Consider the following 15,932-nt stretch of genomic DNA (forward strand, 5'->3'; position numbering starts at 1 on the left):
GTTCAAGACCACGACCCGCCATTCGCCCCAAACCACGACTCGCCATTCGCCCCAAACCACGACCGACCATCGGCCCCAGACCGAGGACTCACCCCCCGGAGTGCGACTATCCAGTCACGTCGACCTGGACGGGACCAGCCACGTCGAGCTCTAGAACCCGCATACCGCGCTCAATTGCTTCATCCTTGAGCTTCTGATCCACCTCGTCGGTCGACAGCACCATGATCGTCGGGCCAGCACCCGAAAGGAATGCGGGATATCCCAGGTTCCGTAGCCTGTTCACCCATTCGGCAGTGATAGGCAGGACCTCGGCTCGGTACGTCTGGTGCAACCGGTCGCGGGTGCCCTCCCACAGCAGTGACGGATCCCTTTGCAGCGCCACAGTCATCACAGCCACGCGGGATACATTGAAACGCGCGTCCAGATGGGAAACATCACTGGGTAACACGCGCCTCACGGCCTCGGTAGAGGCATGGAAATCCGGAACAAACGCCGTGACCTTGATTTCCTCATGAGTCTGCAGTCCCACCGCGTAGTGCCGAGGTTCACTGCGCCCATCAATTGGCACGTTCGTCCACGAGACCACGGCAGAACCCAAAATGGAGGCCGCTGCGTTATCGGGGTGACCCTCGAACGACGATGCCAGTTGCACCAGCTGTGCATTGTCCAGAGGGAATCCCGCCAATCCGTTGGCAGCGCTCACACCGGCTACAGCGGCGGAGGCCGAGGAGCCCAAGCCACGCGACTGTGGAATGGAGTTGTGGCACGTAACCTTTAAGCCCCGCACCGAAACATCAGCGGCTTTCAGGCCAGCTCGAATCGCGCGGACAACCAGGTGGGACTCGTCCAGTGGAACTTCCCCCTGCCCCTCACCCGTTACTTCGACGACCAGTGGGGCGTCGGTCACTTCAACCGTGACGTGATCATAGAGCCCAACAGCCAACCCCAAGGTATCGAAACCTGGGCCCAGGTTCGCCGAAGACGCCGGTACTTTAACGGTGGCTTTCCGGCCGACGGGAATTTCGGTTGTCACGGCTTAACCCTCCATACGGATGACGGAAGTCACGGTCTTCACTGCGTCGAGTGCCTGCAGCGCCTTCACGGTTGCCTCGAGATCGTGTTCCTTAGCGTGGTGCGTGATGACTACAAGGCGAGCGCCGTCTTCCAGGCCCTCTTGACGCACTGTTTTTAGGCTGACGCCCCGCTCAGAAAACGCATTGGCCACCTCTGCAAGCACGCCGATCTTGTCGATGACTTCCATGTCAACGTGGTAGCGCGTGGAGATTTCGCCAAAGTCTGCGATAGGCAGTTCTGCGTAAGTGGAATCGCCCGGGCCCTTGCCACCGTGAATGATGTTGCGGGCTGCGGCGACTGTATCACCCAAGACGGCCGAAGCGGTTGGACCACCGCCAGCACCGTTGCCGTAAAACATCAACCGCCCGGCAGACTCGGACTCAACGAAAACCGCGTTGTATGATTCGGACACGCTGGCGAGTGGATGACTGAGAGGAACTAGGGCAGGGTAAACGCGAGCAGACACGGTTTCTTGTCCTTCATCGGTGGTGAGGCGCTCGCAAATTGCGAGCAGTTTGATGGTTGAATCCGCCGCCTTGGCTGCCTCAATATCCTTAGTGGTGATGCTCCGGATACCCTCGGTGTGAACATCGGTTCCTGCAACCCGGGTGTGAAATGCTAAGGAGGCAAGGATGGCGGCCTTGCTAGCTGCATCGAATCCATCGACGTCCGCACTGGGATCAGCTTCCGCATATCCCAAATCGGTAGCTTCTTGCAGCATCTCGTCGTAGCTAGCTCCCCGATCGTACATGGCGTCGAGGATAAAGTTGGTCGTGCCGTTGACGATACCCATCACTGCGTTGACCTTGTCGCCTGCAAGGGAGCGAAGCAACGGGCCGACCACGGGGATAGCAGCGGCCACGGCAGCTTCAAAGAACAAGTCCTTGCCGGCTTGCTCGGCAGCTTCGGACAACTCATCGGCGTGAGCGGCGATGAGGGCCTTGTTCGCAGTAACCACGGCCTTGCCCTCGGTGAGAGCGGCGAGAACGACTTCCCGTGGGTAGTCGATGCCACCGATTACCTCGATGACCAGGTCCACATCCTCGCGCTTCACCAGGGCGAGGGCATCATCGGTGAGAAGCTCGGGTTCCACCCCGTCACGAGGTTTGCTCACATCCGAGACCGCGACACCTCGCACTTCCAGGGGTCCACCGATACGCGCAGCGAACTCGTCGCTGCGCTCGCGCATTAACCGCAAAACCTCCGCGCCAACGGTTCCCAAGCCCAGCAACGCCACGCCTACTGTGGCGCCGGCGCCCTTGCCTGGTTTAAAAGTGGGCTGCGAGGTGGTGTCGGTCATGATGGACGACTCTCCTTGACGGTTCGGGGACTAGTAATTTTCTGCCATCTTAGCGTAGATGAAGAACGAATAAACCGCTCTGTCTATTTTTCCCTCATTACCCCTGTTCACCATATTTTTAAAAAATGAACAGATCAGTCTGCCCAATCGGGCCCAGCTGAATCAATTCCTGCCATCCCTGAACGTCAAGCAACCACATCCTCTTCGAGTTGCGCTTGCTCATAGGTGAGAACTTTGTACTTGAGGTGATTGGCACGCTCCTACACCCCGCCGATCACCAGCATCAGAACCGCCGCCACAGCCCACCCGGTTAGAATGCCAAAGCCATTCCCCGTTTCTGATCCCGGGAAATAGAGTATGTGCCGTATCGACTGAACGAAGCCCGATCCCACCCAAAACTGGTGGAGCCAACCAAAGAATGCAGGCTGTAACACTGGCTCAAATACGCCCCCACTGGATGTGAAATTAAGCCCCACGAACATGGCGGAATAGACAAACCCGCTCCATCGCCCCACTATCGGGTGCAATCCAACAGTCACCGCAAGCACGATCAGGAAGTACCCCATCGCCAACGCCCACACTGCCCAGCCATGACCTTCGAACATGTGCATCGCCCAGCGGGCAAAAGCAAACTCCACCGTCACTACGAATAGAGCCGCAGGCAAGATGAGGGCCACTCTTTTGCGATACGAGTATGTGGCACCCGCTACAGACATCGCGATGCCCAGTGCATATCCCGACACACTCAGGACGACTAGGAAGAAAAAGCTATTCTGACCAGCTGCGTCATGTGAATCCAGCGGCACCACCTCTTGCACTGTCATCGGCTGGTGCGCCTTGGAAGCCACTGGATAGAACATCCTCAACACAACGTTGTTGAGGGTCTCCGAATAGGCGGGCGCTGTCATTAGTTTCATCTCATCCCCACCCGGAACAAACGCACCGGCAACCTCGGCTCGCTTGAGGGCAGCTTCAGCTAGCCCCTCGGTCGGATAGGTTCTCACGTCAGCTTTGTCGCCAAACGCGTCTTGCAGTTTTTCTGCGACCTGCGCAGACTCCGGCCCCTGCCCCACAATCCCCACCGGCACGTGATGTGGTTGGGGTTGATGAAAACCCACCAAATACGCAACCGTCATGACAAACCCCATAAACACGGTGGGAAGTAGGTGATTAACAAACCTCCTCATCGGCAGTTCTCGAGGGTAATCCGTTTTCTTCTTTACGGTCGAAGCTGTCCGTTCTATACGGTGAGAAGCCATGTAAATTACATTAGCAACCTATGCATTTCTAGATGGAGATAACCCCGAATTTGAGACCGCGGTCTCCTTAATCGGTACTGTCATAACTTGAGCCCCGACCATCAGGCGATTGCGCAATCGATTTCAGCCCCCCCCCAACTCAACGAATCCGGCCAGATTAATCACTGGATTAGCATCCCGCTGTGACGCGCCAAGCCGGGCCGCCTACCCCTTACTCCACCTCGAGGGCGAGCACGTCCTCGATCGTTTCGCGACGAATCATCACCCGGTGCTCACCCTCAGACACCGTAACCACCGGCGGACGCGTCATCATGTTGTAGCGAGAAGCCATCGCGAAGCAGTACGCCCCGGTCGCTCCCAACATGATCAGGTCACCAGCCTGCACGTCGTCGGGCACCAACACATCGTTAACCAAGATATCGCCCGATTCGCAGTGCGATCCCACAATACGGGTGGGAATGAGCTCCCCACTCACCTCCCGGTTCACCACGCGGCAGTCGTACTCCGCCTCATAGAGCGCAGGGCGAATGTTATCACTCATCCCGCCATCCACAGAGAGGTAGCGTCGCGACGAATGTTCAGAAACCTCAACATCCTTCACAGTGCCCACGCGGTACACCGTAACCATCGACGGGCCCACGATCGCGCGCCCAGGCTCGACGTTGAGGATCGGCCGTGGCACACCCGCCTCATCAGCTGCCTTCGCCACCTTGCTTTTTAGATCCGACGCCACCTCGTCCACATCGAGAGCCTCCTGATCAGGCATGTAGGCAATGCCGTACCCGCCACCTAGGTCCAGCACGTTGAAGTTGGCCAGCGAGGCGTCGTCAAAAGTGTCAAGGGTAGGTAGTTCCTCCAGCAAGCGAGCCCACAGCCCCAGAAGGCGCTCGGCCGCGAGGGCAAAGCCGGCGGCTTCGAACACCTGCGAACCCACGTGGCAGTGCAATCCCCGCAAGCGCAGGCCCGGGGTCGTGGCGGCAATGGTCGCCGCCTTGAACGCTGTGCCGGAAGACAGCGAGAAGCCGAATTTTTGATCTTCGTGACTCGTGGCGATGAACTCGTGGGTATCAACGTGCACCCCTGGGGTTACGCGAATCAGGACATCCTGCGTGCGCCCCAGCGCCTCGCATGCCTCGGAAAGACGATCAATCTCTTGGAAGGAATCGATCACGATCAATTCCACACCGGATTGCACGGCTAAGCGCAGAAACTCCCGAGATTTGTTATTGCCGTGCACCGTAATGCGGTCAGCAGGGAAACCTGCTGCTAGGGCTACCTGAAGCTCACCGTGGCTGGCGATGTCGATTGCCAACCCCTCTTCCGCTACCCAGCGAGCAACGGTCTTAGTAAGGAAAGCCTTGGACGCATAGTGCACACGTTCGCCACCGTCGAAGGCCGTCGCCAAGGCGCGGCACCGTGCGCGGAAATCATCCTCGTTAAGGACAAATGCAGGAGTGCCATATTCCTCAGCAATCGTCTTGAGGTCCACTCCCGCGATGGAGACCACGCCGTCTTCATCACGAGCGGTTCCCTGCGGGTACACGTGCGCGGGGATGTGGTTGAACTCCACCGTGGTTTGCGTACGGCGGCGCAGCGGGACGTTCGGCAGTTTCGTCTCCGGATCCATGTGGTCCTCCTACATGCGTTCTGGTGCGGAAACACCGACCAGGGAAAGAGCGTTGGCCAATGTCTGGCGGGTAGCGGCTGCCAGGGCAAGGCGGGAGCGGAATACCCCGTCGGCGTCGTCACCCGAAGGCTGATCGCCCTTCGGCAGGATCTGGCAAGCATCGTAGAACCGGTGGAAAGTACCGGCCAGCTGCTCCGCGTAGCGCGCGATGCGGTGAGGTTCGCGCAGTTCTGCGGCAGTTGCGACAATGTCCGGGAATTCGCCGAGCGTACGGATGAGGTCACCTTCGCGCTCGTGGGTGAGCAAGGACATGTCCGCGCCCTCGTAAGTCACACCGGCTTCGGCGGCCTTTCGCGCGATCGAGCTCAGGCGAGCGTGAGCGTACTGGACATAGAACACGGGGTTGTCATTGGACTGGGATGCCCACAGATTCATGTCGATATCCAAGGAAGAATCTACGCTGGAGCGGATGAGCGCATAGCGGGCTGCATCCACACCAATGAGCTCCACGAGGTCATCCAAGGTGATGACCGTACCTGCACGCTTGGACATGCGCACGGCCTTGCCGTCCTTGACGAGGTTGACCATCTGGCCAATCATGACCTCCACCTGGGCGGGATCGTAGCCCAGCGCTGCGGCAGCCGCCTTGAGGCGGGCAATGTAACCGTGGTGGTCTGCACCCAGCATGTAAATGCACAGGTTGTGGCCGCGGTCGATCTTGTCCGCGATGTACGCAATGTCACCGGCAATGTAGGCGGCGTCGCCGTCGGACTTGATGACCACGCGGTCCTTGTCGTCCCCGAAGTTAGACGCACGCAGCCACCACGCACCCTCGGATTCGTAGAGGTTGCCGTTATCCTTCAGGGTCTGGACGGCTTTGTCGACGGCGCCGGATTCGAAGAGAGAGTTCTCGTGGAAGTACACGTCAAACTCCGTACCGAATTCCGCGAGGGTGCGCTTGATGTGCGCGAACATGAGCTCCACGCCCTCCGAACGGAACAGTTCATGCAGCTCATCGCCGGACTTTTCGTCCCAGTTGGGGTTGGCCGATGTGATCTGTTGGGCGATGTCCTCGATGTAGTCACCGCCATAACCGTCTTCCGGCGTGGGTTGGCCTTGAGCGGCAGCCACCAACGAGCGGGCAAAGCGGTCGATCTGCGTGCCGTGATCGTTGAAGTAGTACTCGCGGGTTACCTCTGCACCGCGTTTGGTGAGGATACGCCCCAACGAATCACCGACCGCGGCCCACCGCGTGCCACCGAGGTGGACGGGTCCAGTGGGGTTGGCGGAGACGAACTCCAAGTTGATCTTCTTACCGGAGTACTCGTCCCCCTTGCCGTAATCATCGGCCGCTTTCAGGATGTCCTGCACGATCTTGCCCTGAGCATCCGCGGCCAAGCGAATGTTGATGAAGCCAGGCCCGGCTACGGATGCTTCGTCGATGCCATCCGCAGTAGCGAGGGATTCTGCCAGCCACGTACCGAATTCGCGCGGGTTCGTGCCCGCCTTTTTAGCGACCTGCATCGCGATGTTGGTCGCGTAGTCACCGTGCTCCGGGTTGCGCGGGCGTTCCACGGTAGCGGTTTCTGGCACCACGGAAGCATCGAGGTCATGCGCGCTCAACACGGTGCGTGCGTGTTCGGTAATTAGGGAGGAAAGATCAGTTGGAGTCACAAGGCTAAACTTTATCAGTCGTGGTGGCGGGGTCAGTTGTAAGGTCTTCGCGTGCTGGTGCTAGACTACCGACTTGTACTTGCAGCACTGTCATCCGACAGGAACTGTCCGTGCGTTCCTGTAGTTTTACAGTGTTCGCATGCGGTACGCGCCTCCGTAGCTCAGGGGATAGAGCACTGGTTTCCGGTACCAGGGGTCGTGAGTTCGAATCTCGCCGGGGGCACACATTTTATTGAACGGGGCTTCAACAGCCCCGTTTTTTACTTTTTCGGGTTGCTGGTTCCCCTGGGTTTCTCCGCGTGCACCAGCTAGCTCTCCCCTCCATCTCGCTTGGCCTCGGACATCGATAGGACCTTGGCGCGCGCAACTCCTTGGAACCGCTCCGGCGCACACGTGAACACGATGATCTGGTGATCGCGCCCCACGGTGCTTAGTGCACTACGCATGCCCTCTGCACGGTCATCATCGGTGAAGCCCAACACATCGTCCAAGATGATTGGTACTCCCCCGCCCTGCCCCACTAGCGTGGCCACGGTCAGGCGCGTCAATAATCCGATCTGCTCCTGTGCACCACCGGACAGCAATTCGCGCTCTAGGGCCAACCCGCCGCGCATTCGCGTTGCCACTCGTAAATCCTGGTCAAAGTCAAACTCAGACTCGAAACCAAACGTGTACCTGGCCAACGCTTCGAATTGTTCCTTAAACGGTGCCTGGTACTTCGCCTGTTTCTCGTCGCGCGCTGCCGTCAGCTCTTCCATGAGCAGTTTCGCCGCAGCCGCATTCCTTTCCATTTCCGCCAACTTTGCAGCCGCCTTCTCGGCCGCCATAGCCGCGTCCACGGCGTCATCGCGCGCCGTTGCGGAGTTATTCAGCTCTGTGCTGAAAGCCACGATATCCTCGCTCAGTTTCCGCTCTCGCAGTTCGAGGTTATTCTTGGTCGTGTTCGCGGATTCCAACTTCAGTTGTGCGTCCTCAACACTATCGGTGCCTTGGAAACTCTCGCGCAGCTCCTGTTCCGCGTTCTCGGCCCGCCGAACTGCGTCTTTGGCTTCTTGCATTGCCGACGCCACATCGTCATCACCGACCTTCTTCCGCTGATTCTCGAGCTGTTCGGCCACAGCCTCCATGCGCTCTGTGTACACATCGAGTTCAGATTTCGTCCGCTCGACCGCGATCGCGTACGGGGTGCCTGCCAATTCCTCACGTTGGTTTTGCACTTCGTGAACTGCGGATTCGGCTTGGCTTTGCAGTTTCTTCAATGCAGCCAATGCTGCCGCGGCCCCGGAAAGCTCCTGGTCAATGTTCTCTGCACCATCCGCATTCTCCGCAACCGCATTGTCCGTAGCTGCGTTATCCGCAACCGCATTGTCCGTATCAGCATTCTCCGCAACCACGTTGTCCGGATCGGTATCCCTGTGCTCTGTTGACGCGGATTCCACAAACCTTTCCAACACGTCGCGTCCGGAGAATTCCACGTGCTCGTCTGATTCGGTTGCCTTCGCAACCTGGAAGTATTCCTGAGCCTCGGAGCGCGTGGCGTCGACGGAAGAGAGCAAAGAAGCAATGGAGGTCTGTACCTCAGCACTAGAACGACCGGCTGCTTTGGTGGCAATGGCCGCTTCCACCGAACGCAGCCTTGCCTCAGAATCTTCGCGCTCCGAATCCTTCGCATCAACCTGCTGCAGCAGGTTATCAAGGGCCGCTGAAACGCCCTGCCGATCAGTGGGTGTTTCCTTCGGAAGATCCAACGTCAACCCAGCCTTGGTGACGGCAGTTTTGAGCTTAGTGAGAGCGCGGGCCACACTTTCTTGGGCATCGCTGCGATCGTCGTGAGGGTGCACCTCAACGGCAAATTCTCCGAAGGTGAATGCCCGCGATGTCGTCAGGTTAGTGGTGTACTGTTTTCCATCCAGTTGGACCTCACGGTCTGCCTCAACAAACGTAAGCCCCTTAGGGCCCGAGACCTGAACCTGGGTGGATACAGATTCCAGCACACGCAGTTCCGCCCGGTATGTCGCCACGGCATCGCGGACCATCTGTCCAGCCTTGGGTTTCATCGCTTTAGACAGCAGATCAGATTCTTTCTGTTTCTGCTTCTCAAGCTCCCCTAGTTCGGCTATCAACCGCTGCTCTGTCGCGAGACGGCAACTGAATTCCAATGCGTTCTGAACAGCTTCCGCAACATCCGTCCATCCTCGGACGGAATCTAACCGTGCCCGAGCCCTGGACACCTTCGCCAACACTGCCGACAGGTTCGCTTCTTCCTCACGGGCAGCTTCCATGGCTTGCTGATGCGCCTGGGTGAGTTTTTGAACTCTGCTTGAGGTCTTGGCGTGCTCATCAATGAGCTCTCTCCGTTTATCCACTGTGGCCTGCAGGTTATCGTGGTTGAGGGTCGCCACTTCCACACGCGATTGCGCTTGTTTCATTTGAGCATCGCGCGATTCTGCCTTTTTGAGGTTGTCCACCGCCATTTCCACCGCAGCCTCGGCCCCCGGCTGATCCAGCCGGACTTTCTTGCGTTCTCGCCGTGCAGATTCCAGAGCTGTGATGACGTCCTGGGCTTTCGTCAACCGCTGCTCGGCATCAATCTGTTCCGTGTACGCCTGTTGCGCCTTATCTTCCAGATCTTTTATCTGTTTGGTGGCTCGCCCAGTTTTCGTGAAGTACTTGTCATATTCTTCACGCGCTGCGGCGTAAATCCGCTCGTCGAAATCATCGGCGAAAAGGGCGCTGGCCTGTGCGGAGGCTTCGACACCATCGACTTCCGTGGTGGCTTCATTGGCCATTGCGCCGCTGAGCGAAGTAACGTCCGCCGGCACCAGATTGCCAAGATCATCCCCTTGATTGACCGTGAGCGCTTGGCGCAGGCCCAAGTCCACCTTTTCGGCGAGTAATTCGTGAAAACGATCTTCCGCCTCATTACCACTAAAATTTTCGAGTCGTGGCTTGGTGATAGTCAAGATTGATTGACCACCCCGCTCTTTAAATTCCTTGCGGATCGTGAGTTCGTAATCACCTAAGCGAAGATCTGCCTCCACGACAAACGCTGCATCCTTGCCCCGGGTCTTAAACTTCGTGACGTTCTTATCCGCCGTCGAGCGGCGGTATTTCGGATTAAGCAGCAATTGGAAGGCCGCAACAAACGTTGATTTTCCGCTTTCATTCGGGCCATGAATCACTGTGACACCCGGGGTTTGGGGCTCGATCTTCGCGTGCTCCACTCCCGCGAAGTTCCGTACCTCAAGGCGCCTGATTTGCAAGGCAGGGGCAAGTCCAGGCTCTCGGTGCCAGCCGGTGTTCTTTGACGTTGTAGCAGTCATTTTTACTCCCCCTGTCCTGCCTGGGCAGTGTGAATTCTGAACAGTAACTTCAAGGCATCATTCGCAACGTCGTCGGATTCCGAACGTGTTGCCAGCTGCTGGGCTACTTGACCGACGAAACCCGAACCGAATGAATCCTCACCCACCTGATCCAGTTCAACCAAGGTCTTTAAATCCATCCGTCGCTCGCGTGGATATAGCGCAGCAAAACCATCGGACATGGTTTCCAGCTTGTCCTCCAGCAGCGCGTTATCACTCAACGAAAGTGCCCCCGTGAGCCCGTATTTCACCGCCGTTTGCCGCTTGTTAGTCATTCGCTCTAATTGCTCAACGAATGCCTGCACATCCTCGTGGGAGTTCACCACGGCGTCCAATGCTTGAAAACGCCACTGCCCAACCTCTACTTCGTGGACCGCTAACCGCGCGGGTTCGTGGGGACGAACCGCGTTGACGGCAATATCAACAATCAGAACCTTTCCCGAATTGTTTTCACCTCCTCCGTTGGGCTCCATGTAATCGGTAACCTCGGGCGCGCCGGAGTACCACACAGTGGAATCGGGGTGCAGTTGGATTGCGGAATGTGTATCACCCAGCGCCACATAATCCATCACGCGGTCACGACATGCTTCCGCCGCTGCACTGACATCGATCAACGATGGATCAAAGGCGCGCCCAAAGCCTTCCACGGCCCCGTGGCCGACCACAACATTGATCCGAGCCTCCCAGTTTTTGCACTCCACTTCCGGAGGCCCGACCTGACGCAGCTTTTCGGCAGTCGCATAAACCAAGTCTTCGCTCGCCTGCTTGGACGTCAGCGGAGCCCCCACGATAAACGCAGGCGCCAAAGGATCTGAACGACCGGGAATCTCCCGTGGCTCACTATCGTCGAGGACAATCACCGGCGCGCGGTCGCGAGCGGCGAGGGAGCGAAACTCGTCTTTTGCATAGATACTCGCGGCATCCAGTGGATCATGGTTGCCCGGCAACAGATACACCGGGCACGGAGCCTCCGCCAGTACATCCATGGCTCGGCGATAAACCTGACGATCCAACAAGTTATCGTCGAAAACATCGCCGGCAACGACGATCGCATCACATTGTTCCTGCGCCGCCACCTGAAACAATCTCTCGACCGCAGCGAGGCGGGCTTCGTAAAACCGGGCTTGTCCGTCCTTGCCGAGGAATTTCCGTTTCATACCCAACTGCCAATCAGAGGTATGCAGGATACGAACGGTGTTATCCGTATTGGAGCTCTCTAATCGGTTAATCGCGGTCGCTTTTTCTGTCGAGGATGAATTCATGCGGGTTTTCTCCTGTCAGTGATGGACGCGGGGCGCCACGCGGGCAGTGCGCTGTTTTACGTCCGAAAAATTCTCGGTTTCGTGCAGTTGTCTAATTCGTGGTAGGTGAGCGTCAAGGCAGTTACTTCCTCGGTTCAGCTAATCTTTACCATCGTCGTCAGACAGCGCCTCGCCCCACGCGTGTCCATAATCGAACACGGGCTCGGACTCACTCAGCGATTCATAGCATCGTTCCAGCTCAGACATCGTATTGAGCTGATCCACAGTATTCCAAGTCACTGTTCGAACAGCCTTCTCCAGTTGCTCGCGCTCACCGCTATCCAGCCCCCATTCCGTTTGAGGTACCTGCCACCGCACGCGGTGCTCCGGCGCACCCCAGAACTCTTTCGGGTCAACAATATCGGGCTGCTCGTGGCCTGCATCGTCCCCACCCGTGCCGGCACCGCGCCACCGTTCTGTTCCTGATCCTTCCCCATCCAGTGGTGTCACCGTTGCCGGCACCTGCATGTACTGCATCAACCGAGTCACCGGCTCCGTATCAATCCCCCGCCAACTCAAAATCCGCAATGGCACTTCGGAAAGGTACTCACACACCGCCAGCCCCACGGCGACAACGTGCTTACATACATCCTCTCGGTCTGGACAATCGCACCACGTTCGCAGCCCGGCAAATTGCTCGTCCCCGGTGCTGTGACCTAGTAACCCGGCGACTACCGCTTCTCCGGGTCGATTACCTGTAGCCAGCGCATGAACCTCCGTGCTCTCGCGAAGCACTTCACCCAATACACCCGCGCGTTGCTTCTCGCTCAGCGGCGAAAGCACCAATTGCACATCAAACGGCTGTAACTGACTTCCCGCCACCAAGGCTGCGGCACTATCGGTATCAAACGCCAAATCGTGGACCTTCCCGGCGCGAAAGTACTCTCGTCCGCGCGCCACCCGTCCACTATCGGTTTTGTTGACGAGTTGCTGCATCAAAACACGCGCCACCCAACTCTCGCGGAATCCATGTTCCTGCTGCCCACGAGCACCGGCTACACCCGTTTTGCCGCCTTTGGGCCGAGCATTGCTTGCCGAATCGCTCGGCTGCGTTCCCGCCACCTCTGCCCGTGATTGCTTCCGGCGCCGCCACCCTGCGAAATCGGCAATAATGACGTTGTCTCCCCACCGCGTGGTCTTGTCTTCTGTCATCACTTACCGTCCTTTGTGCGCGGTTGTTTGGTGTGCACTCGGTGCCTCTTTTTTGTTTCCGCCGACGCCCCTCGCGCTTCCTCCGTCGCCGTCCGCAAGCGCCACAGCTCCTTGAGTTCATCATCTCCGAGGTTAGCGATCCAGCCTTCACCGGTGCCGATGATTCCTCCGGCTAGCTCTCGCTTGCCCGAAATGATGTCGTTGATCCGTTCATCCAAGGTGCCTTCGACTACGAGTTTGTACACGGTCACATCCCTGTTTTGTCCGATACGATAGGCGCGATCTGTAGCTTGGTCTTCCACCGCTGGATTCCACCAGCGGTCGATGTGCACAACCACGCTAGCCTCGGTCAATGTGATGCCCGTGCCTCCGGCGCGAACGGAAAGGACCATTGCCGGCGGTCCGTCACTGTTGGGTGACTGGAATTGCTGCACCATCTGGGCACGTTTTTTTCGTGGCACCCCGCCGTGCAGCATGGGGATGGGTTGACCATACATCCGCTCCAACTCGGGCAATAGCATCGCGCCGAAACTGGGGAATTGGGTGAAGATCAGCGCTTTGCGGCCGTCTTGACGTGCCTGCTCTAAAATTTCGAAGGCCTTTTGAACTTTTCCGGACCGATGTTTGCCGTCATACATCAGCGCCGAGCCATCGCCTGCGAAATGCGCTGGGTGGTTACATATCTGCTTGATGCGCACCAATGCACCGAGGATGTTTCCGCGGCGGTCCCCAGTGCGGTCACGCAGGCGTTGTTCAATATCGTCGATATAGGCTTTATACAGCGTGGCCTGTTCCGGAGATAACGGAACCTTCTGAACGATTTCGGTCTTCTGGGGCAAGTCCAGGCCGATTTCCGTATCTGTTTTCAACCGGCGCAATAAGAATGGGGAAACCAGTCGTCGCAGCCTTTCCCGAGCCTCTTCATCTCCATAACGTTCGATGGGGATGGCAACTCTGTTTTGGAATGCGGCGGCACTGCCTAATAACCCAGGATTGACGAAATCCAGCAAAGAATACAAGTCGGCCAATCGGTTTTCCACGGGTGTGCCCGTCAGCGCGATGCGGTGATGTGCCCGAAGCGATTTTACAGCCTGGGTTTGTTTTGCCACAGGGTTCTTGATCGCCTGCGCCTCGTCCGCAACCACGCGCCCCCATTCCACTTGTGCATACCGCTCCGTGTTGCGTTGCACACGACCGTAGGTGGTCACCACCACGTCATGCTGTGGGGCGCTAGCCGTGAAGGACTCATCATCCGTCACTCGCCCATGGTCGACTAAGACCCGCAGGCTCGGCACGTGACGGTGGGCCTCGGACTTCCACGCTTCCACCACGCTGGTGGGAGCAACAACCAAAGTGGGCGAGCCCACGGGCTCAACCGGCACAGCACCAGCCAGGCCGGACTCAACCGGCACAGCACCAGCCAGGGCGCCTTCTTCAACCGGGGAATTTGTCGGCCCATCCAGCGTCCCCTGCGCTTTCTCCCACGCCACTAGGGCCAAGATCTGCAATGTCTTTCCCAACCCCATGTCATCTGCCAGGACTGCCCCCACCCCGTGCTGAGCCATCCACGCCAGCCAGTTCACACCGCGGCGTTGATGATCCCGCAGCGGTGTAATTACGGTTTGCGGAATGTCCACTGCCTGCATGGGCGCCACTTCAGCCTGCCCACGGAGCAACCGAGATACCCAGCCCTCGGCCTCAATAGTCAACACGTGTTCTGCGGCGTTGTCGCTGGGGTCCAAGGCATCGGCGGCCAACACATCGCGCAACGTCACTGTGGTGGGCCCATCGATGAGACTTTCGTCCTCATCCGTCCCGGTGACCGCTCCGATCCACTGCTGTGCGCGCTGCAAAGCTGTGCGGTCCAGGTATACGTAATGCCCGCCCAGCTGCACGATGGTGGAGGCCGATTCCATCAGGGTCCGTTGCTCTTCCTCGGTGAGCTCATACCCACCCAGCGATACGTCAACGGAAAAATCGAGCAGCTGGTCCAACCCCACTTTTCCACTTCCTGGCCCCTGCCCCACGGGAATGACCTTGGTTCGCACATTGGGCTGCACCCGCGTCCACCCTCGTGGAACCATCACGTCAACCCCCACCGACTTGAGGGCATCAACACCATGGGTCAGCAGGTCCACAACCTCCTCGGACTGTAATGTCATCCCCAGTGTGCGGTCGCGGGTGTAATCTCCGGTCAGCAGGTCGGCCGTCGGCATCCAAATACCGGTCTGCAGCCACGTCGCCACCGCCACAGCAGCCCCAGTGAGAGGCTCCCACGCCGCTTGTGCGCGTTTGAACTGAACTCGGAAGGCCGTCTTGAGGCTGTCGGGGACTTCCGCGGCTACCGCCGGTTGCACCGGGGAGTTGCTGAGGCTGTACCCAATGTCCAACCGCCACGTGGGTTCATCGAGGTCGGCCTGCGCGACGGCGTCGGGGTCAGAAAGAATGAGCACCAACTTGAAGGCGTCCCGCAAGGCTGAAGCTCGCCACTGCCCTAGGTGGGTGACGGTCGCCCCGGCAACACGCTTAGCTGCCTTACCTGTCACCAAACCGCGCACGAAATCGTTGGCCAGCTCACCGGTTAAATGCCGGTCACGTTGCAAATAACTCAAGGCAATCCAGTGCGCTATTCCCTCGGCGAACTGGGCTGCAGGCCCGCTGCTGCCGTCCGGGTCGGCTGGGGTGTTTTTTGTGATGACGCCCGGCGCCGCCCGATCGAATGCCGCAATCGTTTCTTGATGGTCCCCGGGTGCGATGGTCCACCGGGGATACCATGCGTCGTCGACCTTTTCGACCCCGATGAGTAGGCGTCCGGACCGCACGAGGGCGTCGGTAAAGGCAAAAAGGTCACAAATATATACAGACTCTGGGGCGACCCCGGGGCAAAGCCCGCCAGCACCCCCTGAATGTTCATTCACATACTCGCATAAAATCTGCAGAAACCGCACCGCCCGTTCAGGCTCCAAAGCCGCCACCGGAACCCCCACCCGGCGCAGTCGTCCCTTGGGGGTCGCAAGCCACAAATTCTTAGTCTGACGGTAATGAAATCTACGTAGTTCTTTCAGCAAAACCCAAGGTAGATCGTCAGGTGTGAGCTCCGAAAGATCGTTGATGATGCGGTGGCCCGCCACACGTTCAATCCACACCCAAAGCTCGCCTTGCGGACGCGACACAAGGTGGATT

At 58.3% G+C, this 15,932-nt stretch carries 9 protein-coding genes and 1 tRNA gene; 1 reads left to right on the forward strand and 9 read right to left on the reverse strand.

Going from position 1 to position 15,932, the window contains the following annotated elements; translation table 11 throughout:
- Positions 1 to 106: 106 nt before the first annotated feature.
- From thrB to argS, 5 genes are all read right to left on the reverse strand, one after another.
- Positions 107 to 1,033 (reverse strand): homoserine kinase, encoded by a 927-nt coding sequence (gene thrB, locus CAURIC_RS07050; protein WP_035114087.1) that lies wholly within the window; start codon positions 1,031 to 1,033, stop codon positions 107 to 109.
- A 3-nt stretch (positions 1,034 to 1,036) separates the two neighbouring features.
- The gene (locus CAURIC_RS07055; protein WP_035114090.1) at positions 1,037 to 2,374 is read right to left on the reverse strand and encodes a homoserine dehydrogenase; all 1,338 of its coding nucleotides are present in this window, start codon (positions 2,372 to 2,374) and stop codon (positions 1,037 to 1,039) included.
- Between the two features lie 260 nt (positions 2,375 to 2,634).
- Positions 2,635 to 3,633 carry an ABC-2 transporter permease gene (locus CAURIC_RS07060; protein ID WP_290182260.1) on the reverse strand — a complete coding sequence of 333 codons (999 nt, stop codon included), beginning with the start codon at positions 3,631 to 3,633 and terminating at the stop codon, positions 2,635 to 2,637.
- Between the two features lie 211 nt (positions 3,634 to 3,844).
- Positions 3,845 to 5,260 carry a diaminopimelate decarboxylase gene (gene lysA, locus CAURIC_RS07065; RefSeq protein WP_035114092.1) on the reverse strand — a complete coding sequence of 472 codons (1,416 nt, stop codon included), beginning with the start codon at positions 5,258 to 5,260 and terminating at the stop codon, positions 3,845 to 3,847.
- A 9-nt stretch (positions 5,261 to 5,269) separates the two neighbouring features.
- Complete coding sequence (gene argS, locus CAURIC_RS07070) at positions 5,270 to 6,934, reverse strand: arginine--tRNA ligase (protein WP_035114095.1); 1,665 nt, start codon at positions 6,932 to 6,934, stop codon at positions 5,270 to 5,272.
- Positions 6,935 to 7,084: 150 nt separating this feature from the next.
- On the opposite strand from argS, the gene CAURIC_RS07075 reads away from it, so the two are divergent.
- A tRNA-Arg gene (locus tag CAURIC_RS07075) sits at positions 7,085 to 7,157 on the forward strand.
- Positions 7,158 to 7,242: 85 nt separating this feature from the next.
- On the opposite strand, the gene CAURIC_RS07080 is transcribed toward CAURIC_RS07075, so the two are convergent.
- The 4 genes from CAURIC_RS07080 to CAURIC_RS07095 all read right to left on the reverse strand — a co-directional run bounded on the left by CAURIC_RS07080 (position 7,243) and on the right by CAURIC_RS07095 (position 15,895).
- A complete protein-coding gene (locus CAURIC_RS07080) occupies positions 7,243 to 10,257 on the reverse strand; it encodes an AAA family ATPase (RefSeq protein WP_084588154.1) in 3,015 nt (1,004 codons plus the stop codon).
- 2 nt (positions 10,258 to 10,259) lie between these two features.
- Positions 10,260 to 11,558 carry a metallophosphoesterase family protein gene (locus CAURIC_RS07085; RefSeq protein ID WP_052094997.1) on the reverse strand — a complete coding sequence of 433 codons (1,299 nt, stop codon included), beginning with the start codon at positions 11,556 to 11,558 and terminating at the stop codon, positions 10,260 to 10,262.
- A gap of 138 nt (positions 11,559 to 11,696) precedes the next feature.
- Entirely contained in the window at positions 11,697 to 12,749 is a 1,053-nt protein-coding gene (locus tag CAURIC_RS07090; RefSeq protein ID WP_035114100.1) for a hypothetical protein, read from the reverse strand.
- On the reverse strand, positions 12,749 to 15,895 hold the full coding sequence (locus CAURIC_RS07095; RefSeq protein ID WP_290182266.1) for a DEAD/DEAH box helicase: 3,147 nt from the start codon (positions 15,893 to 15,895) through the stop codon (positions 12,749 to 12,751). The genes CAURIC_RS07090 and CAURIC_RS07095 overlap by 1 nt, the downstream gene beginning before the upstream one ends.
- Between the last annotated feature and the right edge of the window lie 37 nt (positions 15,896 to 15,932).

The organism is Corynebacterium auriscanis (assembly GCF_030408435.1).
GTDB lineage: Bacteria > Actinomycetota > Actinomycetes > Mycobacteriales > Mycobacteriaceae > Corynebacterium > Corynebacterium auriscanis.

Coding starts and splice junctions, on each gene's coding strand:
- lysA (WP_035114092.1), bottom strand. CDS start 5,260: ATGGATCCGGAGACGAAACTGCCGAACGTCCCGCTGCGCCGCCGTACG.
- CAURIC_RS07085 (WP_052094997.1), bottom strand. CDS start 11,558: ATGAATTCATCCTCGACAGAAAAAGCGACCGCGATTAACCGATTAGAG.
- CAURIC_RS07090 (WP_035114100.1), bottom strand. CDS start 12,749: ATGACAGAAGACAAGACCACGCGGTGGGGAGACAACGTCATTATTGCC.
- CAURIC_RS07080 (WP_084588154.1), bottom strand. CDS start 10,257: ATGACTGCTACAACGTCAAAGAACACCGGCTGGCACCGAGAGCCTGGA.
- CAURIC_RS07055 (WP_035114090.1), bottom strand. CDS start 2,374: ATGACCGACACCACCTCGCAGCCCACTTTTAAACCAGGCAAGGGCGCC.
- CAURIC_RS07060 (WP_290182260.1), bottom strand. CDS start 3,633: ATGGCTTCTCACCGTATAGAACGGACAGCTTCGACCGTAAAGAAGAAA.